Annotated in this window: 23 protein-coding genes, 1 riboswitch and 1 other annotated feature; of the genes, 16 read left to right on the top strand and 7 right to left on the bottom strand. The window is 35.6% G+C overall.

From position 1 onward, the window contains the following. Window positions 1-67 precede the first annotated feature (67 nt). A complete protein-coding gene (gene mgtA / locus ACW0JX_RS20155) occupies window positions 68-2773 on the bottom strand; it encodes a magnesium-translocating P-type ATPase (RefSeq protein WP_459245029.1) in 2706 nt (901 codons plus the stop codon). A 331-nt stretch (window positions 2774-3104) separates the two neighbouring features. Then, window positions 3105-3272: riboswitch (M-box (ykoK) riboswitch) on the bottom strand. Between the two features lie 168 nt (window positions 3273-3440). Between mgtA and ACW0JX_RS20150 the strand changes: the two genes are divergently transcribed. Continuing rightward, the gene (locus ACW0JX_RS20150) at window positions 3441-3980 is read left to right on the top strand and encodes a hypothetical protein (RefSeq protein ID WP_459245028.1); all 540 of its coding nucleotides are present in this window, start codon (window positions 3441-3443) and stop codon (window positions 3978-3980) included. Between the two features lie 34 nt (window positions 3981-4014). On the opposite strand, the gene ACW0JX_RS20145 is transcribed toward ACW0JX_RS20150, so the two are convergent. Then, window positions 4015-4266, bottom strand: coding sequence for a DUF3932 family protein (locus tag ACW0JX_RS20145; RefSeq protein ID WP_000665709.1), 252 nt, complete (start codon window positions 4264-4266; stop codon window positions 4015-4017). 189 nt (window positions 4267-4455) lie between these two features. Here ACW0JX_RS20145 and rnz point away from each other — a divergent pair, with 189 nt between their 5' ends. From rnz to sdaAA, 4 genes are all read left to right on the top strand, one after another. After that, on the top strand, window positions 4456-5379 hold the full coding sequence (rnz, locus tag ACW0JX_RS20140) for a ribonuclease Z (RefSeq protein WP_000397454.1): 924 nt from the start codon (window positions 4456-4458) through the stop codon (window positions 5377-5379). 485 nt (window positions 5380-5864) lie between these two features. Next, entirely contained in the window at window positions 5865-6002 is a 138-nt protein-coding gene (locus ACW0JX_RS20135; RefSeq protein ID WP_000943432.1) for a hypothetical protein, read from the top strand. Window positions 6003-6049: 47 nt separating this feature from the next. Then, a complete protein-coding gene (gene sdaAB / locus ACW0JX_RS20130; RefSeq protein ID WP_000877449.1) occupies window positions 6050-6709 on the top strand; it encodes an L-serine ammonia-lyase, iron-sulfur-dependent subunit beta in 660 nt (219 codons plus the stop codon). An 18-nt stretch (window positions 6710-6727) separates the two neighbouring features. Then, on the top strand, window positions 6728-7606 hold the full coding sequence (gene sdaAA, locus ACW0JX_RS20125) for an L-serine ammonia-lyase, iron-sulfur-dependent, subunit alpha (RefSeq protein WP_000489461.1): 879 nt from the start codon (window positions 6728-6730) through the stop codon (window positions 7604-7606). A 46-nt stretch (window positions 7607-7652) separates the two neighbouring features. On the opposite strand, the gene proI is transcribed toward sdaAA, so the two are convergent. Then, a complete protein-coding gene (gene proI / locus ACW0JX_RS20120) occupies window positions 7653-8492 on the bottom strand; it encodes a pyrroline-5-carboxylate reductase ProI (RefSeq protein ID WP_053563686.1) in 840 nt (279 codons plus the stop codon). 165 nt (window positions 8493-8657) lie between these two features. Here proI and ACW0JX_RS20115 point away from each other — a divergent pair, with 165 nt between their 5' ends. Both ACW0JX_RS20115 and ACW0JX_RS20110 read left to right on the top strand, forming a co-directional pair. Then, a complete protein-coding gene (locus ACW0JX_RS20115; RefSeq protein ID WP_000125135.1) occupies window positions 8658-9611 on the top strand; it encodes an MBL fold metallo-hydrolase in 954 nt (317 codons plus the stop codon). Between the two features lie 9 nt (window positions 9612-9620). Next, window positions 9621-10415 carry an SDR family NAD(P)-dependent oxidoreductase gene (locus ACW0JX_RS20110; RefSeq protein WP_000147789.1) on the top strand — a complete coding sequence of 265 codons (795 nt, stop codon included), beginning with the start codon at window positions 9621-9623 and terminating at the stop codon, window positions 10413-10415. A 29-nt stretch (window positions 10416-10444) separates the two neighbouring features. On the opposite strand, the gene ACW0JX_RS20105 is transcribed toward ACW0JX_RS20110, so the two are convergent. Beyond that, window positions 10445-10633 (bottom strand): YqzH family protein, encoded by a 189-nt coding sequence (locus ACW0JX_RS20105; RefSeq protein ID WP_001003222.1) that lies wholly within the window; start codon window positions 10631-10633, stop codon window positions 10445-10447. 224 nt (window positions 10634-10857) lie between these two features. Between ACW0JX_RS20105 and argC the strand changes: the two genes are divergently transcribed. The 7 genes from argC (at window position 10858) to ACW0JX_RS20070 (ending at window position 17000) form a co-directional block, all read left to right on the top strand. Then, window positions 10858-11895 carry an N-acetyl-gamma-glutamyl-phosphate reductase gene (argC, locus tag ACW0JX_RS20100; protein ID WP_071729704.1) on the top strand — a complete coding sequence of 346 codons (1038 nt, stop codon included), beginning with the start codon at window positions 10858-10860 and terminating at the stop codon, window positions 11893-11895. Window positions 11896-11905: 10 nt separating this feature from the next. After that, window positions 11906-13129 carry a bifunctional glutamate N-acetyltransferase/amino-acid acetyltransferase ArgJ gene (gene argJ, locus ACW0JX_RS20095; RefSeq protein ID WP_459245027.1) on the top strand — a complete coding sequence of 408 codons (1224 nt, stop codon included), beginning with the start codon at window positions 11906-11908 and terminating at the stop codon, window positions 13127-13129. Window positions 13130-13140: 11 nt separating this feature from the next. Beyond that, a complete protein-coding gene (gene argB / locus ACW0JX_RS20090; protein ID WP_001286792.1) occupies window positions 13141-13908 on the top strand; it encodes an acetylglutamate kinase in 768 nt (255 codons plus the stop codon). Continuing rightward, the gene (locus ACW0JX_RS20085; protein ID WP_053563690.1) at window positions 13905-15065 is read left to right on the top strand and encodes an acetylornithine transaminase; all 1161 of its coding nucleotides are present in this window, start codon (window positions 13905-13907) and stop codon (window positions 15063-15065) included. Before argB ends, ACW0JX_RS20085 begins: the two co-directional genes overlap by 4 nt. A 12-nt stretch (window positions 15066-15077) precedes the next feature. Beyond that, entirely contained in the window at window positions 15078-16028 is a 951-nt protein-coding gene (gene argF / locus ACW0JX_RS20080; protein WP_000108861.1) for an ornithine carbamoyltransferase, read from the top strand. Between the two features lie 138 nt (window positions 16029-16166). Next, window positions 16167-16727, top strand: a complete 561-nt coding sequence (locus ACW0JX_RS20075) for a DUF2062 domain-containing protein (RefSeq protein WP_053563692.1) — start codon at window positions 16167-16169, stop codon at window positions 16725-16727. A gap of 57 nt (window positions 16728-16784) precedes the next feature. Then, window positions 16785-17000 carry a hypothetical protein gene (locus ACW0JX_RS20070; RefSeq protein WP_000291956.1) on the top strand — a complete coding sequence of 72 codons (216 nt, stop codon included), beginning with the start codon at window positions 16785-16787 and terminating at the stop codon, window positions 16998-17000. A 24-nt stretch (window positions 17001-17024) separates the two neighbouring features. Here the strand turns inward: ACW0JX_RS20070 and ACW0JX_RS20065 are convergent, their stop codons facing one another. Continuing rightward, window positions 17025-17471 carry a MarR family winged helix-turn-helix transcriptional regulator gene (locus ACW0JX_RS20065; protein ID WP_000445819.1) on the bottom strand — a complete coding sequence of 149 codons (447 nt, stop codon included), beginning with the start codon at window positions 17469-17471 and terminating at the stop codon, window positions 17025-17027. Window positions 17472-17543: 72 nt separating this feature from the next. Then, complete coding sequence (locus ACW0JX_RS20060; protein ID WP_016080356.1) at window positions 17544-18323, bottom strand: GDSL-type esterase/lipase family protein; 780 nt, start codon at window positions 18321-18323, stop codon at window positions 17544-17546. A 365-nt stretch (window positions 18324-18688) separates the two neighbouring features. On the opposite strand from ACW0JX_RS20060, the gene cpdB reads away from it, so the two are divergent. Next, entirely contained in the window at window positions 18689-21013 is a 2325-nt protein-coding gene (cpdB, locus tag ACW0JX_RS20055) for a bifunctional 2',3'-cyclic-nucleotide 2'-phosphodiesterase/3'-nucleotidase (protein ID WP_459245026.1), read from the top strand. Window positions 21014-21061: 48 nt separating this feature from the next. Here cpdB and nhaC read toward each other — a convergent pair whose 3' ends face one another. Continuing rightward, entirely contained in the window at window positions 21062-22435 is a 1374-nt protein-coding gene (gene nhaC / locus ACW0JX_RS20050; RefSeq protein WP_000253730.1) for a Na+/H+ antiporter NhaC, read from the bottom strand. Window positions 22436-22713: 278 nt separating this feature from the next. After that, window positions 22714-22934, bottom strand: a binding site (T-box leader). Window positions 22935-23076: 142 nt separating this feature from the next. Here nhaC and ACW0JX_RS20045 point away from each other — a divergent pair. Further along, complete coding sequence (locus tag ACW0JX_RS20045; protein ID WP_000726902.1) at window positions 23077-23433, top strand: hypothetical protein; 357 nt, start codon at window positions 23077-23079, stop codon at window positions 23431-23433. The last annotated feature ends 17 nt before the right edge of the window (window positions 23434-23450 follow it).

Here is a 23450-nt window from a genome sequence, read left to right as displayed (position 1 = left end):
CACCTCCATATATAAGTATCTGTTATGTCTTTTAGAATGAGCGGGGAATACCCACTCATTCTTATTTTTACAACCAGCTATGAAACTTTTTAATATAAAGCTTTTTCAGGAATTGTGTTAAAAAAGCGTAGCCTAATAGTATTCCTACTAACCAAGGGAAGTAGCTAAGTGGCAATGCTTGTAAACCAACGGCTGCACCAAGTGGTGAGAATGGAATATAAATCCCGATTGCCATAATAAGAGCGGTTAATAAAACGACTGGTGTTGATGCAGCGCTTTGAATAAATGGAATCTTCTGTGTTCGTATCATGTGAACAATTAAAGTTTGTGTTAACAATCCAACCACAAACCAACCGGACTGGAATAATGATTGCTCGCTCGGTGTATTTGCGCCAAATACATTCCACATGACTACGTATGTGATAATATCAAATATGGAACTAATTGGGCCGATACAAATAATGAAGTTTCGTAAGTTTGCAGTATCCCATTTTCGTGGTTTTTCTAGAAACTCTTTATCCATTTTGTCCCATGGAATAGAAAGTTGTGAAATATCATAAAGTAAGTTTTGAATTAAAAGATGAATGGCAAGCATCGGTAAAAAAGGAATGAAAGCACTTGCTACTAACACGCTAAACACATTACCGAAGTTAGAGCTAGCTGTCATCTTAATATATTTTAAAATATTTCCGAATGTAGTACGTCCTTCTAAAATCCCGGCTTCTAATATAGTTAAACTTTTTTCGAGTAGAATAATATCAGAAGCTTCTTTCGCAATATCAGTAGCAGTATCAACAGATATTCCGACATCAGCTTCACGTAATGCTACAGCATCGTTAATGCCATCTCCCATGTAACCTACAGTGTGTCCGTTTCCTTGTAATGCGTGTATAATGCGAGATTTTTGCATTGGATTAAGCTTCGCAAATACAGTCGTTTCTTCAGCAAGTTTTGCTAATGCTTTATCTGGTAAAGAATCAATCTCGTAACCGAGGATTGGTTCGCCGATATCTAATCCAACTTCTTTACAAACTTTTCGTGTAACAATTTCGTTATCGCCAGTTAAAATTTTTACTTGTACACCATGCTTTTGTAATGCTTGAATTGCAGCTGCTGCAGATGGTTTCGGTGGATCTAAAAAGCCGATATATCCAGCGAGAATCATATCAGTTTCGTCTTTTACTGCGTACTCTTTATCATTTATGTTTCTATCTTTTTTATAAGCCACAGCAATAACCCGCATACCTTCACTATTCAATGTCTCGCTTAGTTTTTTGACATTTGAGCGTATTTCCTCAGTGAGTGTAACGATTTTTTTATCCACTTCAGTGTAGTTGCAAATTGATAAAATTTCTTCTACGGCACCTTTACAAACCATTGTATGTTCACCTGAAATATCTTTTACGATGACTGACATACGCCGGCGGGCGAAATCGAATGGAATTTCATCTAGCTTTTGAAAAGCTGATGGGTCAAATGTATTGTTTTCCTCTGTATGCTTAATAACAGCTTTATCTATTAAGTTTTTCAATCCAGTTTGATAGAAACTATTTAAATAGGCAAATTGCAAGACGCGATTGCATTTATTTCCATTAGGATCTAAGTGACGAACAAGGATAACGTTATCTTCTGTTAAAGTTCCGGTTTTATCTGTACAAAGAATATTCATAGCACCTAAGTTTTGAATAGAATTTAGGTGCTTCACAATTACTTTTTGTTTAGACATGTTAACGGCACCTTTAGCTAAATTAGCAGTTACAATCATTGGCAACATTTCAGGTGTAAGGCCAACAGCCACGGCAATAGCGAAGAAGAAAGCTTCTTGCCAATCTCCTTTTGTGAATCCGTTAATGAGAAGGACAATAGGCGCCATAATAAGCATGAATGTAATTAAGAGCCAGCTTACTTTGTTTACACCTTTATCAAAGCTTGTTTCTACCCGCTTTCCGATTACCTTATTTGCTAAAGAGCCGAAATACGTATCAGTACTTGTTGAGATGACAACAGCTTTTGCGCTACCACTTACAATATTTGTTCCCATGAAGCAAAGGTTTTCCATATCGAGTGGATTGTAATTTTTTTTCATGTTTTTCGGTAAGATATGCTTATTTTCTGTATGGTAGCAGTTTTCGTATTTTTCTACAGGAAGTGCTTCCCCTGTTAAAGAAGATTGATTAACAAATAAATCTTTAGCGGATACAATACGCACATCGGCTGGAACGATATCACCTGCTGAAAGGGAAATAATATCGCCAGGTACAAGTTCCTCAATTGGAATTTCTGTTGTGTAATTTCGATTTAAATTCGTTACATTTTTTATTTCATGTACAAATCCATTTATTCTAAATACGCTCGCAGTTGTTCGAACCATAGCTTTTAACTTATCGGCAGCTTTTTGAGAACGAAATTCTTGGGAAAATCGAATCGTTGCACTAAGTAGGACCATTACAGATACGACAATTGTTCCTTGCATATCATCCGTGAAAAAGGAGAGTGCTCCAAGAGCTAATAAAACGAAAATAAATGGATTTTTAAATGCTAACAGAAGCTGAATGTACCACGGTGCCATTTTATTATGAGCTATTTCGTTCGGGCCATATAAAGAAAGTCTACGAGACGCTTCTTGTTTAGATAATCCATCTTGAGATGTTTCTAAAAGTTTTAACGCAGAGCTTATATCTTGTGTTGCAACCTCCACTAATAATTCGTTATTTGTTTTCATGCTATCTTGCTCATAAGCATGCTTTGTTTCTTGTCTTTGTAAATTAAACATCGGTAGTTCCTCCTCTGTCATGAAGGAGGAAACAATCTGTTACCTAACTATTTGAAATGGTGAGGAACAGTTTCTTTCCTACCTACATGATGAAATATGAATGTAAAACGTATGGGTATCTGGGCCGAATCATCAATTGCCAACTGTTCCTCACCTCCGTACAATTTAGTAGTTTCTGAATATGCTATGTTTGTTTCATAGTAAGGTGCATATAGACGTAAAAAGACCTTTACTCAAAACGAGTAAAGGTCTGAATTCGCAGTTAAAAGAGTCCACAACAAAGACTGCTAGTAGACATAAATAAAAACAGTTTTTGTGTATGACAAAATACATGCACCTCTCCCTCGTTGAGTTTTAGCACTGTATAGCATAGGTACTGAAACCAGCTACGTTAAAAAAGGCCTTCATTCCGACCTTTCCTGTTGACCCATTGGCGTCTCTCGACATTTTTGGGCAGCAGCGTTTCTCTATACAGGAGCCTCACCTAACAGAGACCATATTCAATTACATGTTGAATGTTAGCACTGTAAAATCGTAGTGTCAATATCTTTTTTATCTGTGTTTTTAAAATATTAAATGGATTTATAATAGATATATGGGATGAAATGCATGATATTAATTATAAATAATGTGGAAAATAAATATTTTTATAAAAGGGGAATTTGTAATGGTACCACAAAATTTTATTATAAATATTGAGAATCAAAAGTGGTTGTTTAATGAGCAGGAAGATTTATGTTCTCACGGGGAAATTTATTTAAATGTGGATGGAACGATTATTACACAAACAGGTATGGATGAGGAATGGGGAATAAGTGAATCAGCTTTAGCTCTGTTACGAACTTTAGATAAAGAATATATTTGTGATATTGAAAATGAAGAGGGGCTTATTTTGCACGGATGTGGCACTATGCCCATGTTAGGATGCCCAATTTTAATTCATTGGACTATAAACCATATAGGTGAAAATGTGGTTTTAAAGGATTTTGTCAAAGTTATTTCTACTGATCAAAAGGCTATATACTATGAAGGGCTTCATATAGAAGTAAATGAAAATGAATATAGAAAACAAATTGTTTCTTTTGCGCTACAAGCAAAAGAATTATTCAATAAATCAAGTGAAAAGATAATTTTAGATGAGTTTGATCAAAGTATGTATACAGACTTTTGGACGGAATATAATCATTTGCTAAATAAGTATAAATAAAAAAGCACTGTAACCAGTGCTTTTTTATTATAGATTACGAGATGGTAGGGTTTTCAAAAATAACAATCTCTGAACTGTTTGTAGTTGAAACGCGTTGGGCGTAATATGTTAAAGCTGAAGAAATATATGCTGGTAACGTATCATTTGTATGTGATGTTGTATATTCATGGATTAATTCCTTTAAAGTTGTCCATTCTAATTGTGCTGGGTGATCAGACACGAAAGAACTTACCCAGCGATCAAATGAAGATGAAAAATCAGTTTGTAAACGAAATACTTCTTTCATAATAAAACGCTCCCTTAAAATGTAGTATAATCATTTTAACACAAAACACGAACGATTGCTAAATTTTTTAAGTATAATGTTCGTGTTATATAGTTGTCTAGATGATTGGTTATGTAAATTCAATTTGCCATTTGAAATAACATTCCGTAAGATGAGAGATAGAGTATATTTAGAGCTGGAGGAAAGAAAGTGGAATTTGTATTTTTAGGAACTGGTGCAGGTGTTCCTTCAAAAGGAAGGAACGTTTCAGCAATTGCTTTACAATTGTTAGAAGAACGAGGACAAACTTGGTTATTTGATTGTGGCGAGGCCACGCAACATCAAATATTACATACATCTGTACGTCCGCGCCGCATTGAAAAAATATTTATTACGCATTTACATGGCGATCATATTTTTGGATTGCCTGGTTTATTAGGTAGCCGTTCATTTCAAGGAGGAACTACGCCTTTAACGGTGTATGGACCGAAAGGAATTAAACAATTTATTGAAGTGGCATTATCGGTAAGTACGACACATGTGAAATATCCACTTGAAGTTGTGGAGATAACAGAAGAAGGTACCGTATTTGAAGATAATGAATTTTATGTAGAAACGAAAAGATTGTCACACGGTATAGAATGTTTTGGATATCGTATTGTAGAGAAAGATATACAAGGTGCTCTTTTAGTTGATAAGTTGCTTGAGATGGGTGTGAAACCAGGTCCAATCTTTAAACGTTTAAAGGATGGAGAAGTAGTTGAATTAGAGGATGGCACGATATTAAATGGAAATGAGTTTATCGGCCCACCTCAAAAAGGAAGAATTATTACTATCTTAGGTGATACGCGATATTGCGAAGCGAGTAGGGAGCTTGCGCAAGATGCAGATGTACTTGTCCATGAAGCGACTTTCGCAGCAGAAGATGAGCAACAAGCGCATGATTATTTTCATTCCACATCTAAGCAAGCTGCGAGCATTGCACTTCAGGCAAATGCGAAGCGATTAATCTTAACTCACATTAGTTCTCGCTATCAAGGAGATACATATAAGGAATTATTGAAAGAGGCAAGAGAGTTGTTTTCTAATACAGAAATAGCGACAGATTTGAAATCATTCCCAGTAGAAAAATAATAATTTTGTAAAAAATGGTAACGATGGGTTGCCATTTTTTTATGTCTAAAAAAATTTAAAAATAAAACTGTTATTATTTTATACTTATACTTGGATGATACAGAAAATTAGAATGGTTTGAATATATACGATAAAAATACGAAATAATGATTATTTAGAAAAACTGTTATATAAGTCAGATGACATACAAGTGATACAAATAGCAGGAATGGACTTTTATTCAGAACTTTTAAAATTCAACAAAAGTAAGCGTTTTATAAAAAACAAGCTATAATGAGGGCAGATTATAATTTATGATAAGTCACATGCTTTTTAGTTATTATCGTAACAAGTGAAGTTGACTAAACCATGAGAGAGTAACATGAGAATTATAATAGGAAAGATATCGCTTGTTTATGCTATCCTTGCAATGGCTTCTGTGTTAAACTTTGGATTGCTACCAGACTTTATTGTGGATTATCTTATATCATTTTTTAATGAAAATAATGCTAAGATTCTTATGTATTATTATAACTGGTATTATTTCAGGTTATATTGGATTACTTTTATTTAAAAATTATCCAATTCATACAGCAGAACAAATTCGTGGTACAACTGGAAAAGCGACAGATGTAGCAGGTTAATAGAATAGTAGAATAAATTTTTGCATAGAGGTTTAGGGGGAGTTATGATGAAGTATCGCTCAGTATTTGATATTATCGGTCCAGTTATGATTGGACCATCAAGTTCACATACAGCAGGCGCGGCAAGAATGGGGCAAGTTGCTCGCCAGCTGTTTCGTCATGAACCAGAAAGAGTAAGCATTTCGTTATATGGATCATTTGCAAAGACGTATCGAGGGCATGGTACGGATGTAGCACTAATCGGTGGAATATTAGGATTTGAAACAGATGACTTACGTATTCCAGAGGCGCTAGAAATAGCAAAAGAGCGCGGAATTGAAGTGGAATTCATTGAAGAAGATGCCAATGCACCTCACCCAAATACAGCGAAAATTCGTTTGTATAAAGGTGAAGAAGAAATTGAAGTTGTTGCTTGCTCAATTGGTGGCGGTAAAATTGAAGTTGTAGAATTAAACGGATTCGATCTTCAATTATCAGGCACAAGTCCAGCACTACTTATTGTAAATAACGATCGCTTTGGTGCTATTGCAGCAGTAGCTTCAATCCTTGCTACAAACGAGATTAACATTAGTACAATGAGTGTTTCTCGTAAAGAAAAAGGAAGAAGAGCGCTTATGGTTATTGAAACAGATGAATTATTAGCAGATGAAGTGATTGAAGAAATAAAAGCGCAACAAAATATTTGTCAAGTAACTATTATGGATTAATTGCAGGGGGGACACACCATGTTTCGGAACGCAGCGGAACTAGTGGCGCAAGCTAAAGAACAAAATGTAAAAATCGCAGAAATTATGATTCAATGTGAAATGGAAACAAGAAGTATTTCACGTGAAGAAGTAATTGCTGGTATGGAAAAGAACTTAGTCGTGATGGAACAAGCAGTAGAACGTGGTATTCGCGGCGTGAAATCACCAACTGGTTTAACTGGTGGAGATGCTGTAAAAGTTCAAGCGTATATGAAGAGTGGAAAAGGCTTATCTGGAGATACGATTTTGGATGCAGTAAGCAAAGCTGTTGCAACAAATGAAGTAAACGCAGCGATGGGAATTATTTGTGCAACACCAACAGCAGGGTCTGCTGGAACAGTGCCAGGTGTACTATTTGCGCTAAGAGAAAAATTGCAGCCTACACGTGAAGAAATGATTGAATTCTTATTTACAGCAGGAGCTTTCGGTATGGTTGTTGCGAATAACGCTTGTATTTCTGGTGCGGCAGGAGGATGCCAAGCTGAAGTTGGTTCAGCAAGTGGAATGGCGGCTGCAGCTGCAGTTGAGATGGCTGGTGGAACACAAGATCAAGCAGCTACAGCGATGGCAATTTCATTAAAGAACATGCTTGGTTTAGTGTGTGATCCTGTTGCAGGACTTGTAGAAGTACCTTGTGTAAAACGTAATGCAGCAGGAGCTGCAAATGCGATGATTTCAGCAGATTTAGCATTAGCTGGTGTAACGAGTACAATTCCATGTGATGAAGTAATTGAGGCAATGTTTAGAATCGGACAAACGATGCCAGTAGCACTTCGTGAAACAGCGGAAGGTGGACTTGCAGCAACGCCGACTGGTCGTCGCCTGCAAGAAGAGATTTTTGGGAAGAACAATAACTAAGTGTAATTATAGAAAAAGGAGCTCAAATAAACTTGAGCTCCTTTTTCTATTTTTCTTTTGTTAGTTGTTCTAATGTTTTTCCAAGATTATGTGATCGTTCCGTTGCCTGTGTAATACAAGAAATAAGTGCTTGTTGAAATTTATGTTCTTGTAATACTTCAATACCTGCTTCGGTAGTTCCACCAGGAGAAGTAATTTCCTTTCGCAAAATAGAAGGGTGTTTGTCACTTGCTTTTAGCATTTCAGCAGCACCAATCATCGTTTGAAGAATAAGTGATTTTGCAACATCTTCTTTTAAACCGATTTTTTTTGCAGCTTCTTCCATAGCTTCCACTACGTAATAAATATAAGCAGGTCCACTTCCGGATAATGCAGTGACAGCATGCATATCTTCTTCCTCTACAACAGAGACGAGACCAATCGTTTCAAATAAAGATGTTGCAGTGCGAATATGTTCCGCTGTTGCATGTTTCGAAGGGGAGATAGCGGTAGCTGATTTTAAAATGGCTGCGGATGTATTTGGCATTGCACGAATAATTGGAACGTCTTTTTGAAGTAGTTTTCTAATTGAGTGAGTAGAAACACCTGCTAGTAATGAAATAATAAGCACGTTATTATTTATGTATTCTTTAAAAGGGATAAGCGCCTCTGCAACATCCTTTGGTTTCATTGCTAGAAAAAGAATATTTGCATCAGTAAGTAATTCTTTTTTATTATGAGTACCTTTGACACCGTATTTTTTATGTAGCTCTTGTAATCTTGTCTCGTTAGAACGATTACTTACAGTAATTTGTTCACCTTTAACAACGTTTGCATGTAACAAGCCACCAATAATAGCTTCAGCAATAGAGCCTGCACCGAGAAAGGAAATGTTTTGAATAGACATGATGTTCCTCCTTTAATTTTGGTTAGAAATTCTTATAAATGTACATACATTCGTTTTTTTATAGGAAACACCTCTTTTTATCTGAAAATAATGACAAATATATATAGAAGTTGTAAACTGAAGAAGTATTCATTTTTGAACCGGAAAGAGACAGGGGGGCTAAGCATGACGGCGATTCACCGAATGGAGATTCCTGTACCATTTGCAGTGGAAACTGTGAATGTGTTTTTAGTTGAGGGGGAGACATTAACATTAATTGATACAGGGACGAATACAGAAGAGGCAAGAAATGCGTTAGAAAGTCAATTAGGTACATTAGGACATACGATAGAAGATATTGAAACAGTAGTCATTACGCATCATCATGCAGATCATTGTGGACTTTTAAATATATTTTCTGAGAAGACGAATATTATTGGACATCCTTGGAATGAGCCTTGGATCACACAAAATCCAGAGTTTTTAAAGCGGTATCATGAATTTTTTAGAGAGACGGCCTTACAGTTTGGTGTGCCAGTAGCATTTTTGAAAGACGAGTCGTTATTGACGACGAGGACACTTAAATATTCTTGTAATAGATCGTTAACGCATACTGTGAGAGAAGGAGATCGTATTAATTCTTTGCCTGGATTTACAGTGCTTGAAACACCAGGTCATGCTTCTACTCATATTTCTTTATATAGAGAATCTGATGGAATATTAATTGGTGGAGATGCTCTCATTAGTCATATTTCTTCGAATCCAATACTAGAACCACCATATGAAGGGCAAACAGAACGGGCACGCCCATTACTACAATATAATCAAACATTACAGCGTTTAAGCGAAATGAATATTTCACGCATTTTATCAGGGCATGGGGAAGATGTTCTAAATGTGAAACAACTTATTGAAACGAGATTACAAAAGCAAGAAACACGTGCTTTTAAAGTACTTGAGTTATTAAAGGAAAAACCAATGACAGCATTTGAAGTATGTGTAAAACTATTTCCGGTATTATATAAAGAACAATTACCACTTACTATTTCAGAAACGGTTGGACAATTGGACTATTTAGCATATAATCAACAAGTGATGATTGATGAGTCATCGCAACAATTGATTTATTATGCAAAGTAGGTGACAGCAATGACAGGACGTTTACAAAATAAAGTAATCGTCATTACAGGTGCTTCTAGTGGGATTGGTGAGCAAGTTGCAATGCAAGTTGCAGCACAGGGAGCGACTCCAGTATTAATGGCTCGAACAGAAGAGAAACTACAAGCGTTAGTAGACAAAATTAAAGAAACTTATAATACGCCTTGCTATTATTATGTATTAGATGTAAGTGATGAGATGGAAGTACAGTCTGTTTTTTCAAAGGTATTACAAGAAGTGGGACGTATTGATATATTAGTAAACAATGCGGGATTTGGTATTTTTAAAACGTTTGAAGATGCGTCAATGGGTGAAGTAAAAGATATGTTCCAAGTAAATGTATTTGGATTAGTAGCATGTACGAAAGCGGTACTACCTTATATGGTAAACAAGAATGAAGGACATATTATTAATATTGCTTCACTTGCTGGAAAAATTGCAACTCCGAAATCGAGTGCTTATGCAGCAACGAAACATGCCGTATTAGGATTTACGAATAGTTTACGCATGGAATTAGCCAATACAGATATTTATGTTACAGCAATTAATCCAGGTCCGATAGATACAAACTTTTTTGAAATAGCGGATCAATCTGGTACATATGTAAAGAATATGGGACGTTACATGTTAAAACCAACATACGTAGCAGAACAAATCGTAAAGTCGATGCACACGAAAAAACGTGAAGTAAACTTACCGAAGTGGATGGGAATTGGCCCGAAACTTTATGCTTTATTCCCAGGTTTATTTGAACGTGTAGCAGGTAAATCATTAAGTAAAAAATAGGAGATTTCCATATGGAAATCTCCTATTTTTTATTGTTTTCCAGTTACATAATCATAAACAATATCCTCAATTTCCTCGTATAAATCAATTTCAATATTTGAATGAGTCACCGTTTGAATATGTTTCACTAGCATTTCCTGATCTTCTTTTGATATTGGACTGCATTGATATTGTTGAAAACTTTTTATAATCATTTTCTCAATTAATTTTTCGTTCATATTTTTCCCCGCCTGTATGTACGTATGTATTGTTTTATTGTACTTGAAGTGAAATAAAAAAACTACTATGCACTATTTTTGTATAAAAATTCGGTTGAGTATATTATTTTTCTAATAAAATTAAGTTTTTTTAGATTTAAAAATTTATAAATATTTAATTGACTCTATAAATATACAATATTATAATCATACTTAATTTAAAGAATCGATATGAGGAGGAACTTATGAAAGTCGCAATTATTGGAGCCACTGGATATGGGGGCATTGAGTTAATTCGTTTATTAGAACAACATCCATATTTTTCGATAGCATCTCTCCATTCTTTTTCACAAGTTGGTGAGTGTATAACAAATGTATATCCGCATCTTCGAAATGTCCTTTTTCATACGTTACAAGAAATTGATGTGGAGACGATAGGAAAAGAAGCAGAAATCGTATTTCTAGCAACCCCAGCAGGAGTATCGGCGGAGTTAACTCCCAAGTTATTAGCAGAAGGTTTAAAAGTAATTGACCTATCTGGAGACTTTCGTATGATAGATCCTTCGTCATATGAACTGTGGTATAAAAGGCCAGCAGCGAAAGAAGAAATTCTTAGAAAAGCAGTGTATGGGTTAAGTGAATGGAAAAGGACTGGGATTCAAAAGGCAAATTTAATTGCAAACCCAGGATGTTTTGCTACAGCCACATTGCTAGCGATAGCGCCGTTAGTACGTAGCGGCATGATTGAAGAAGATTCGATTATTATTGATGCGAAATCAGGGGTATCAGGAGCAGGTAAAACACCAACAACAATGACTCATTTTCCTGAGCTATATGATAACTTGCACATTTATAAAGTGAATGAGCATCAGCACGTTCCAGAGATTGAGCAAATGCTTACAGAATGGAATAGTGAATCACAGCCAATTACATTTAGCACACATTTAATACCGATATCACGAGGAATCATGATTACACTTTATGCAAAAGTAAAACAAAAGATGGAAATAAAGCAAATTCAAAAATTGTATGAAGAAACGTATGAACAATCGCCTTTCATCCGAATTTGTACGCAAGGGAAATTTCCAAGTCCAAAAGAAGTGAGAGGCTCAAATTATTGTGATATTGGCATAGCTTACGATGAAAGAGCTGAAAGAGTTACGGTCGTTTCTGTTATAGACAATATGATGAAAGGCGCGGCTGGGCAAGCGATTCAAAATGCAAACATAATAGCGGGACTAGAAGAGACAACAGGTTTACAACATATGCCGCTTTATCTATAAGGGGGACATGATGATTAAAGTAGCGTCTATTACAAAATTAGAAAATGGTTCAATTGTAACGCCGAAAGGCTTTTCTGCAATTGGTACTGCAAATGGTTTAAAAAAGGAGAAAAAGGATTTAGGTGCCATCGTTTGTGATGTACCTGCATCATGTGCCGCTGTGTATACAACGAATCAAATACAAGCAGCTCCTTTGCAAGTAACGAAGGATAGTATAACGGCAGAAGGGAAGTTACAAGCAATTATCGTTAATAGTGGAAATGCAAATGCTTGTACTGGAATGAAAGGATTACAAGACGCATACGAGATGCGCGCATTAGGGGCGGAACATTTTGGGATGAAAGAAAATTACGTTGCAGTAGCTTCAACAGGTGTAATTGGTGTTCCACTGCCGATGGATATAATCCGAAAGGGAGTTGCAACTCTTATACCAACGAAGGAAGAAAGTGAAGCATATTGTTTTTCTGAAGCAATTTTAACGACGGATCTTATAACGAAAGAAGCTTGCTATGAAATGATTATTGATGGGAAGAAAGTGGCGATTGCGGGTGTTGCAAAAGGTTCAGGGATGATTCATCCGAATATGGCAACGATGCTTAGTTTTATTACGACAGATGCTCATATAGAGCATGACGTATTGCAAACAGTGTTATCCCAAATTACGAATCATACATTTAATCAAATTACGGTAGATGGAGATACTTCTACGAATGATATGGTCATCGTTATGGCAAGTGGATTATCAGAAACAAGACCGATAAATATGGAACATACAGATTGGGAAACTTTCGTATGTGCTTTACAGAAGGTATGTGAAGATTTAGCGAAAAAAATTGCGCAAGATGGTGAAGGAGCTAAGAAGTTAATAGAAGTAAATGTGCTAGGAGCTCAAACGAATGAAGAGGCAAAAAAAATTGCAAAGCAAATAGTCGGTTCGAGTCTTGTGAAAACAGCAATACATGGTGCAGACCCAAACTGGGGGCGAATTATTAGCAGTATTGGACAAAGTGAAGTAGCTATTAATCCGAACACAATTGACATTACTCTTCAATCTATATCGGTATTAAAAAATAGTGAGCCTCAAATATTTTCTGAAGAAGAAATGAAAGAGAGATTACAAGAAGATGAAATAGTCATTAATGTGTACTTACACTTAGGTGAAGAGACAGGATCAGCTTGGGGCTGTGACTTAAGCTATGAATATGTGAAAATAAATGCTTGTTATCGTACATAAGGAGAGAGAAGATGAGCGATTATATTGTAGTGAAATGCGGCGGTAGTATGTTGAATCAATTAAATGCTGTGTTTTTTGATTGTATAAAGAAATTGCAACAGAAGTATAAAGTAGTGATTGTTCATGGTGGTGGGCCAGAAATTGATGCCAAATTAAAAGATTGTAACATCAACGTAGAAAAAAGAGATGGATTACGCGTAACACCAAAAGAAGTTATGGATGTTGTTCAAATGGTGCTATGCGGAAGTACGAATAAAAAACTCGTAATGAATTTACAAAAGCATAATTTACTTGCTGTAGGTTGTTCGGGGTGTGACGGTAATTTACTTCAAGTTCAACCTGTCAGCGAGGAGATAGGATATGTGGGAGAAGTAAGTTATGTAGAAACAGCCTTATTAAAAGGATTAATAAATATGGGGTATATTCCTGTTATTGCTCCAATCGGGGTAAATGGTAATGAAATTTATAACATAAATGCGGACAATGCTGCAGCTGGGATTGCGGCCGCGTTAGGGGCAAAAGAGCTTATTTTTATTACGGATGTAGATGGAATATTACATGAAGGGAATTTGGTAAAGGAAACGGATGAATCTGAAATTGCAACTTTTATAGAAACAGGTGTTATTACAGGTGGGATGATTCCGAAAGTACAGGCGGCACTAGCATCATTAAAAATGGGAGTGCAAAAGATAAGTATTGTGAATGGTACAAAAGATTTTACTGAGGTTACGGGAGAGTGTATTGGAACGACGGTAACGAAAGGTGTGAGTATTGCATGACGAGTCATCTTTTTCAAACGTATGGCAGAAGAACTATTGAGTTTGTAAAGGGAACTGGAACGAAAGTTATTGATAATAAAGGTAAGCAATATTTAGATTTTACATCAGGAATTGGCGTATGTAATTTAGGACATTGTCACCCTACTGTTCTCAAAGGTGTACAAGAGCAACTTGATGATATATGGCATATATCTAACCTGTTTACAAACAGCTTACAAGAAGAAGTTGCGTCATTATTAACAGAAAATAGAGCATTAGATTATGTGTTTTTCTGTAATAGTGGGGCAGAGGCAAATGAAGCGGCTTTAAAGTTAGCACGTAAGCATACTGGAAAATCTCTCGTCGTAACATGCCAGCAGTCTTTTCACGGTAGAACATTTGGAACGATGAGTGCAACGGGCCAAGATAAGGTGAAAGAAGGATTTGGTCCATTACTTCCATCTTTTTTACATATCCCTTTTAACGATATTAAAGCATTAGAGGAAGTAATGAATGAAGAAGTTGCGGCGGTAATGGTAGAAGTTGTTCAAGGAGAGGGAGGAGTAATACCTGCTGATCTATCTTTTTTGAAAGAGATTGAAACATTATGTAATAAGTTCGGTTCCTTATTTATTATAGACGAAGTACAAACGGGGATAGGAAGAACTGGAACACTATTCGCTTATGAACAAGTGGGAATAGAGCCTGATATCGTTACCGTTGCAAAGGCACTTGGGAATGGGATTCCTGTCGGAGCGATGATTGGCGGGAAAGAGCTCGGAACGTCGTTTACTGCAGGATCACACGGTTCAACTTTTGGCGGGAATTACATCGCGATGGCTGCAGCGAAAGAAGTATTGCAAGTGAGTAAAAAACCATCGTTTTTAAAAGAAGTACAAGAAAAAGGCGAGTACGTATTAGAGAAGTTGCAAGAGGAATTACAGCATGTCGAATGTATTCAAAATATACGTGGTAAGGGGCTTATGATTGGGATTGAGTGTAAGCATGAAGTTGCAAGTTTTATAGAACAACTAGAAAACGAAGGACTTCTCGTATTACAAGCAGGCCCTAATGTTATAAGACTATTACCGCCACTCATTGTCACGAATGAAGAGTTAGAACAGGCAGTATATATAATAAAAAAAGTAGTTTGTACAAAAAACGTATCAATCATATAAGGGGGAAGTTTCATGTCAACTGTACAAGTACCGAAATTAAATACGAAAGATCTTTTAACACTAGAAGAATTAACGAAAGAAGAAATTATTTCTTTAATTGAGTTCGCTATATATTTAAAAAAGAATAAGCAAGAGCCTTTATTACAAGGCAAAATATTAGGGCTTATTTTTGATAAGCATTCAACTCGTACTCGTGTATCTTTTGAAGCGGGAATGGTACAACTCGGGGGACATGGTATGTTTTTAAGTGGGAAAGAGATGCAAATGGGAAGAGGAGAAACCGTTTCAGATACTGCGAAAGTATTATCGCAGTATATTGACGGGATCATGATACGTACATTCTCACACGCGGATGTAGAAGAGCTTGCAAAAGAATCGAGTATTCCTGTTATTAACGGTTTAACGGATGATCATCATCCTTGTCAAGCATTGGCAGACCTCATGACGATATATGAAGAAACAAATACATTTAAAGGAATAAAATTAGCTTACGTAGGTGACGGAAATAATGTATGTCATTCATTGTTGCTAGCGAGTGCAAAAGTCGGAATGCATATGACTGTTGCAACGCCTGTAGGATATGAACCGAATGAAGAGATTGTAAAAAAAGCGTTAGCGATTGCCAAGGAAACAGGAGCTGAAATTGAAGTTTTGCATGATCCTGAATTAGCGGTGAATGAAGCAGATTTCATTTATACTGACGTTTGGATGAGCATGGGGCAAGAGGGCGAAGAAGAGAAATATTCTTTATTTCAACCTTACCAAATCAATAACGAACTTGTTAAGCATGCGAAACAAACATATCGTTTCTTACACTGTTTACCTGCCCATCGTGAAGAAGAAGTAACAGGCGAAATTATAGATGGACCACAGTCTATCGTATTTGAGCAAGCTGGTAATCGATTGCATGCTCAAAAAGCGTTATTAGTGAGTTTATTTAAAAATGTAGAAGAGCCTTCCTAAAAGGGAGGTTTTTTTATATTAAAATGTCGGATGTATATTTGGTTAACCATTTCGATATCATTTATAATAAAAGAGAAAACTAAATTTGTTTTTCAGAGTGTGTAAGGACATACTACATATAAAAATATAGTTAAAGAGATGATGAGGGTGAAAACAACTAAGAAAACATATTCGTTTTTTCAGCGGATGTGGAGAATATTAAAGTTTCAATATTATAAGTTGCTTCGATCGCCAGAAGGCGCAAAGAAAGTATCGTTAGGGTTTGCTATAGGATTCGGCTTAGAAATGTTAGTCATTTATACGGCATCGCTCGTATATGTAGTATTTTATCCAATCGTCAGGTTAGCAAAGGGATCTTTTCCTGCGGCAGTTATTGGCAATATTATTGGGAAAATATCGTTTCTCCCAGTATTTTTATTTCCGCTTGCGTATGCGCTAGGAAAAATGATTTATCCATTTCATGTACAGAAAATTCATCATGAACCATTTACGATATCGGACTTGTTTTCAAGTCACATTTTTACGATATTAAAGAGCTTATTACAAAGTGAAGTGTATGTATTAATTGGAATGACGATTTTAGGAGTTGTGTTTGGTCTCATTTCATATTTCGTTGTGCATTATTTATACGAAAAGAACCGTAAGTTACGCTTGAAGAAAAGGAAGAAACGAGTGAGAGAACCACTTGTACAATTATAAACAATGTCACATTCATTTTCTCCTTTGAATATGTTTAAGAAAAAGGAGGAGAGGATAATGTATTATTATTACGTACCTCAAGTATATCCATATGTAAATTATTATCCGGTTTATGATACGAGTAGACAATACGAATTATATCGGCAACAACAATTACAGCAATTATCACAAATACCACAATTACCACAACAACAGCCTACACAGGAAAAAAAACCATATTTAACAACATGGCCATATTCCAATGTGTACTATGGTAACTATTACGAATCATAAAGCTGCTTCTATTTAGAAGCAGCTTTATACGTTTGTTTTCAAAATTAAATTTTGAATGGTTTGAAGAGAATGAATGAGCTTTTCGCGCTCTTCCTCAGATAATGTTTGGAAATTTTCTTTTAGTTTGTCTAAAATGAATTGCTGATACTGATTTACTAATAATTTCCCTTCAGCTGTTAGAGAAATTAAAATGACCCGTCGATCTTTTTCGCTATAATGACGCTCTATTAGTTCTTCTTGAATAAGTTTGTTTAATAGAGGTGTCATGTTAGGCCGTGAAATCGCTAGCCGCTTGCCGATTTCGGAAACTGCTAATGTGCCGTTTTCATGCAAAAGCAGTAATACTTGTGTATGTGATGGCGGCATATGTCTTTGAGAAGAAAATTCTCCAGGAAGCATAAATTTGCGATAAAAAAGAGGCACTAGCGAAAGAAGATGATCAACAATACGTTCCCACTCGCGTGATTCCATATAAAGGCCCCCTTCCACTATCATTGTAACAAAAAAGACATGTTATAAAAATAGAATTGTTTCATGGGAATTTTAATATTTGTAGGCCAATACTTTTTTTGTAAATGAATCGGCAATAATCGTATAGCCTTTATCATTTGGGTGTACTTGGTCAAAGAGCAATTCTTTTTTATCATTCGATATTAATTTACGAATTGGCAAAACGATAGATGGTTGATTCACTTTTGCAATGGAATAAACGGATTCATTCCAGCCGTCTAAAAACATATCTGCATAACTTGCGATGGAGTCATCGAGTTGTAACGGGTTATAGAGTTCAGAAAGAATGAGTAAAGCATCCGGATTTTGATCTCGGACTGTCTTTACAATATTTTTTACATCCGCTTCAAAATGAGCTTTTTCTTTATTTAACATTTTAATACCGTCTATAACACCGACATCACGATTTAAGCGAAATAAATTATTTCCCCCAATATTAATTGTAATTATATTTGCTGCTCTAATTTTTTCCTTTACATCTTCTGATTGAACTTTTTTAGCGAGACGATCTGTTGTAAGACCGTTTACCCCAAGGTTTTCTACTGTAATTGGTTTATGAATTTGTGCTTCTATTTGCTTAGAAGCTAATTCAGCAAATCCACCTTGTGTCGATCCATATCCTTTAGCGAGTGAATCACCTAATACAAGATGATAAAAAGATTCGTTTGTTTGCTTATCAATCCAATTTGGGGCAGATGTTTTTTCTGTTTTTTCTTCAGATTCATTTTGTTTTGTCTCGTCGTTCTTTTCAAAATAAGAATAAGAAATGATCAGAAGGAGGAGACAAACAATTGTTAAGATGACTTTTTTCATAAATTCATCCTCCTTGTAATTGGTAATTGTATCATATTCAGCAGTATTAGCAATGTAAGGGCATATTATATGTTTATGAAAAGTTTATAATAACTTTACAGAAAATTTGTTGAAGTTTGTCAAAAAATATTGACGATAGGAAAGAACTTTATATATGATAATGTCAGATAAGGTGAAACTTTAATTAGTGGGAGCTTTATTTCCTATTAATTGTTAGTCTTCATCAATCGGGCGTTTAAGGGGACTACTCGTTAGCGCAGGGTGAAATGAAAATTGTGTCTCTAATAGAAGAAAAAAGGTATGTGGTTAGAGACAGATAGGGATTCATTTCATTATTTCTGGTAATTGTATAAGGGGGATTTTTTGTGAAAAAGTCAAAAAAAATGCTAGCTGGAGCAACTCTTGCGATTGGTGTTATAGCACCGCAAGTAATGCCAACAACAGCTCATGCAGATGAGAACGCTGGGGAGAGTACAGTTAAGTTACGAATTCTAGAAACATCAGATATTCACGTTAACTTAATGAATTACGATTATTATCAAACGAAAACAGATAATAAAGTAGGTCTCGTACAAACAGCAACACTCGTTAATAAAGCACGTGAAGAAGTGAAGAACTCTGTCCTATTTGATGATGGGGATGCATTACAAGGGACGCCGCTTGGAGATTATGTAGCGAATAAAATAAAAAATCAGGAGAATTCTGTTGATTCTAACTATGTCCATCCATTATATCGTGTAATGAATTTAATGAAGTATGACGTCATCTCTCTTGGGAATCATGAATTTAACTATGGTTTAGATTATTTAAAGGAAGTGACTGGTAAAACAAAAATTCCGGTTATTAACTCGAATGTCTACAGAGATGACCATGATGGTAATGATGAGAATGACGAGCATTACTTTGATAGACCATATCATATTTTAGAGAAAGAAGTAATGGATGAAGCAGGCCAAAAACAAATAGTGAAAATTGGTGTAATGGGATTTGTTCCACCACAAATTATGAATTGGGATAAAGCGAATTTAGAAGGACAAGTTAAAGCGAAAGATATAGTTGAAACAGCGAAGAAAATGGTACCAAAAATGAAAGCAGAAGGTGCAGATGTTATCGTTGCACTAGCTCATTCCGGTGTTGATAAAAGTGGATACAACGTTGGTATGGAAAACGCGTCGTATTATTTAACAGAGGTTCCTGGCGTAAATGCAGTATTAATGGGACATTCACATACTGAAGTGAAGGATGTATTTAATGGTGTTCCAGTTGTAATGCCGGGTGTTTTTGGTAGTAACTTAGGTATTATTGATATGCAATTGAAAAAGGTAAACGGAAAATGGGAAGTGCAAAAAGATCAGTCTAAGCCGCAACTTCGTCCGATTGCTGATAGTAAAGGTAATCCATTAGTAGAATCTGATCAAAAATTAGTTAATGAAATTAAAGATGAACATGAAAAGACAATCGAATATGTAAATACACATGTAGGTGAAACGAAAGCACCAATTAATAGTTATTTTTCATTAGTACAAGATGATCCTTCTGTACAAATTGTGACAAATGCGCAAAAATGGTATGTAGAACAAGAACTTAAAAAACCAGAATACGAAAAGATTAAAGATATTCCGGTTTTATCTGCAGGTGCACCATTTAAAGCAGGTGGCCGAAACGGTGCAACATATTATACTGATATTCCAGCTGGAACGTTAGCGATTAAAAACGTTGCAGATTTATACGTATATCCAAATACGTTATATGCTGTAAAAGTAAATGGGGCACAAGTGAAAGAATGGCTTGAAATGTCTGCAGGTCAGTTTAATCAAATTAATCCTAAACCAAAAGAAAAAATTGAACAGCAATTGGTGAATACAGGATATCCTACATATAACTTTGATATTATAGATGGTTTAAAATATGAAATTGATGTAACACAACCGGCGAAATACGATAAAGATGGAAAAGTTGTAAATGCAAATACGAATCGTATTGTAAATATGATATATGAAGGTAAGCCAGTAGCTGATGATCAAGAGTTTATTGTTGCTACAAATAATTATCGCGGTAGCAGTAAAACGTTCCCTGGTGTAAGTGAAGGAGAAGTTATTTACCAATCGCAAGATGAAACACGTCAAATTATTGTAAAGTATATGCAAGAAACGCCAGTTATTAACCCGACAGCAGATCAAAATTGGACATTTAAACCGATTGTTGCAGATAAATTAAATACAACATTTGATTCTTCACCAAATGCACAAAAGTATATAAAGAAAGATGGAAAGATTTCATATGTTGGACCATCTGAAAATGAATTTGCTAAATATGCAATTGATATAACGAAGAAGAATGATGATAAAGAAACTGGTGAAGGAAATCCAACGACACCGCCAACAGGTGGTGAAGGAAATCCAACGACACCGCCAACAGGTAATGGAGAAAACGCAACACCACCAACAGAAGAAGGTAATAATGGTAATGAACCAAAGCAAGATGGAAATAATACCGGATCTGGACAAACTACAACAGATGATCAAAATACAAAAGAAACAACAACTGTAAGTGAAAATAAAGAAGCTGAAAAAGATGAACGTGATTTACCGAAAACAGGTGCAAGTATTGCTTCTACAATTGGAGCTGGTCTTGCGTTTGTTGGAGCGGGATTACTTATGTTATTTAGAAGAAAGAAAGCGAATAGATAGTCGAGAAATATAAAAAGGATTACCGATTTGGTAATCCTTTTTGTTATATTATGAAACTGGTACTGCTTTTTCTTTTTTCCATGAAAGACCGAATCCAGTAAAGCCGACGATAATGGTTACGACTGGACACGCTAAACAGAAGATTGCGTATGGCAAGTAATCGAATGTTGGAACGCTAAGAACGTTTGTTAAGAATACGCCACTGACACCCCATGGTACGAGTGGATTAATTACTGTACCAGCATCTTCTAATACTCGTGATAAATTACGACGTTCTAAACCGACTTCATCGTATTTATTAGCAAATGCTTGTCCTGTTAAAACGATGGATAAGTACTGCTCACCAAGTAAGAAGTTTACACCAATTGCAGTTGAAGCAGTAGAAATAATTAAGCGTGTACTAGTTTTTACGAAGCTAGAGATAATATTCATCAGCTGCGCTATAATACCCATTCCTTGTAATAATCCTCCCATACAAAGAGCTAGGAAAATAAGAGCAATTGACATCATCATACTTTGCAGGCCACCGCGAGATAATAAGCTGTCAATGTCTTTGATACCAGTTTTAGAAACGTAACCGTCTTGCATAATTTTTATTAAATCAGCTAAAGAAGTGCTAGGTTTAAAAATAAAGAGAATAATAATCCCTACCACAATTCCTGCAAGTAATGTTGGAACTGCGGGTACCTTTTTAAATGCGAATAGGAACAGTAATAAAATAGGAATCAGCGTAACGATAGAAATCGTTGCATTTTTTTCTAATGTGTTAATAAATGCTGAGAAATCAACGTTTCCACCAGATCCGCTTCCTAAAATGAAAAATGCGATAAATGCAATAATGAAAGCTGGCACTGTTGTCCAAAGCATGTTACGAATATGTTCAAATAAATCTACACCTGTTACAGCAGGCGCTAAGTTTGTTGTATCAGATAAAGGAGACATTTTATCTCCGAAGAATGCACCAGAAATAATTGCACCAGCAATAAGAGCTGGATCGTATCCAAGGGCAGTACCCATTCCCATAAAGGCAAGTCCTACAGTTGCAGCAGTTGTAAATGCACTACCGATACTCGTTCCAACAATTGCACAAACAACAAAAACAGTTGGAACGAAAATTTTTGGAGATACAAGTTGGAAGCCGTATACCATTAAAGTCGGAATAGTTCCAGCTGCGATCCAAACGCTAATTAATACGCCTACAAGTAAGAAAATAAATATAGATGGAATACCAGCTGAAATACTACTGATCATCCCTTTCTCCATAGTAGACCAAGAGATTTTCTTCAGGAATCCAAATGCTAATAAAAGAACGATACCAAATAAAATTGGGATGTGTGGTGAAACTTCTAATTGAATAACACTAAAACCAATACAGAAAAAGATAAAAATTGTTAAAAGAACAGACTCAATTTTTGAAACCATTGTTTTCCCCTCCTAAGTAATGTAAAATAGCTCTTTTTTATATAAAATTCGCCAATATTGTATATTTCCTTCTAAAATTTAGAATTTTGTGACAAATTACCGGTAATTGTTGGTCCTTCTATATGATACGGAAATGATTGGATAAAAAAACGTCCCTGCATATAATTATGCAGGGACGAAGAAATCGCGGTACCACCCTAGCTTGTGAAATGAATGTATCACAAAATAAAGGGTCATATGATATGCGCTTATAAAATAAAAAACGCCCCTGCAATATATGCAGGGACGAAAAATTCGCGGTACCACCCTAAATTGTGAAACAGTGTCGTTTCACCACTCTTTAGACATAACGGTCTATAACCGTCTTTCACTACTCCTCACGTTTCGTAAAAGAAGCTCCAGGGGGTAATTCATAATTCGCTCTGTACTGGTTCGCACCGACCACCAGCTCTCTGAAATCAGAAATCGAAATACTACTAAATCCTATCAACGCCGATTCATATGATGTTAGTTAAATTTTTATCATATTTTCATCTTACATGTCAATAAAAATATTAAATATTTTTTAGGGAAATAAAGGAGAATTGTTTTTAACGCTGTAAAAATGTACGTTATAATGAATTTGAAAGGGGGAGGAAAGAGTGAAGAAAAAAATAATTCTTTTTACCACTTTATTAGTTATTGGAGGAAGTGCTGGAATTTACACAGCTTTTGCGGCTGAATCAGAGCAGTTGAAACAAAAGCAAATACAACAGTCAGAAGTGAAGAAAGTAAAAGAAATAGAAGAGAAGAAATCAATGGAAAAAGCAGCAGAAAAACTAGGAGTTTCTACTGAGGGGAAAACAAAAGAAGAGGTTACGAAAGAAGTAAATACCGCTAGGTTTGAGAAGCGTCATGATTTATTAATTGAGCACGCTAAGCAACTTGGAATTGATACAGAGGGGAAAAAAGATGAAGAAATTATTTTAGAAATTGGAAAGATACAGCATGGAAAGTAGAACAACTTATCGTATGA

This window comes from Bacillus sp. C-3-6 (assembly GCF_054509685.1).
The sequence above is the reverse complement of the archived record's forward strand: the minus strand, read 5'-3'. Positions and strand labels throughout refer to the sequence as shown.